Below are 833 nucleotides of genomic sequence, written 5' to 3'. Positions count from 1 at the left end.
GTGGGCGACACCGACACCGACTTCGTCGCGATCTTCGAAGGGGCGCTGCTCTGATGAGTCTGGCTGCGCGCATCGCCGCCTTGGCCAGCCGCATCGGCCTGGAGGTCAAGACCAAGATCGATGCCAGCCATCCGGGGCTGGCCCGCGCCTGGGTGTGTTTCGGCTATGTCGGCAACCAGATCGTCGTGCGGGCCGCGCACAACGTCGCCTCGGTCACGCGGCTGGCCGCAGGGCGCTACCGCGTGCACTTCGCCAGCCCGCTGCCGGACGCGAACTACTGCTGGGTGGGCGTGGCCCGCAGCAGCACCAACAGCGGCACGCAGCGGCTGCTGATCGTGCGCGCGACCGCCGACGAGAAGACGCCGACGCACGTCGATGTGGGCTGCGCGACCACCGCGGCGTCGTTCGCCGACTCCCCCGAGATCGACCTCGTGGTCTACCGCTGATGGCCTACACCCAAGCCGACCTCGAGGCCCTGCAAGCCGCGCTCGCCAAGGGCGAGAAGCGCGTGAGCTTCGGCGACAAGACGGTCGAGTACCGCTCGATCGAGGAGTTGCAAGCCGCCATCCGGGCGGTCAAGCGTGACCTGCACGAACAGGCCGTGGCCACGGGGCTGTGGCCCGGCGCACCGCGGCAGATCCGCCTTCACACGACCAAGGGGACGTGATGGGCTGGCTGCACACCCTCAAGCGCCGGCTGCTCGGCACCAGCCCCACCTACGACGGCGTGGGCGGCGGCCGCAGGGCCGTGGCCTGGCAGGTCGGCAATCCCGGGGCGGTCGCGGCGCTGGCTTTCACGCAGAACGAACTGCGCGCCAAGAGCCGCGATCTCGC

Annotated in this window: 2 protein-coding genes and 1 pseudogene; all 3 read left to right on the top strand. The window is 70.5% G+C overall.

Annotation, left to right across the window (positions count from 1 at the left end; all coding sequences use genetic code 11):
- Positions 1-53: 53 nt before the first annotated feature.
- Positions 54-446: a hypothetical protein gene (locus tag CTA01S_RS16250; RefSeq protein WP_062196865.1), complete on the top strand. Its 393-nt coding sequence runs from the start codon at positions 54-56 to the stop codon at positions 444-446.
- Positions 446-667, top strand: coding sequence for a phage head-tail joining protein (locus CTA01S_RS16245; RefSeq protein WP_062196864.1), 222 nt, complete (start codon positions 446-448; stop codon positions 665-667). Before CTA01S_RS16250 ends, CTA01S_RS16245 begins: the two co-directional genes overlap by 1 nt.
- Positions 667-833: pseudogene (locus CTA01S_RS16690) on the top strand (phage portal protein); the annotation flags it as partial. The gene CTA01S_RS16245 and the pseudogene CTA01S_RS16690, both read left to right, overlap by 1 nt.

The organism is Caldimonas taiwanensis NBRC 104434 (assembly GCF_001592165.1).
GTDB classification, from domain to species: Bacteria; Pseudomonadota; Gammaproteobacteria; order Burkholderiales; family Burkholderiaceae_C; genus Caldimonas; species Caldimonas manganoxidans.
This window is presented reverse-complemented; position numbering and strand designations above follow the sequence as displayed.

Coding starts and splice junctions, on each gene's coding strand:
- CTA01S_RS16250 (WP_062196865.1), top strand. CDS start 54: ATGAGTCTGGCTGCGCGCATCGCCGCCTTGGCCAGCCGCATCGGCCTG.
- CTA01S_RS16245 (WP_062196864.1), top strand. CDS start 446: ATGGCCTACACCCAAGCCGACCTCGAGGCCCTGCAAGCCGCGCTCGCC.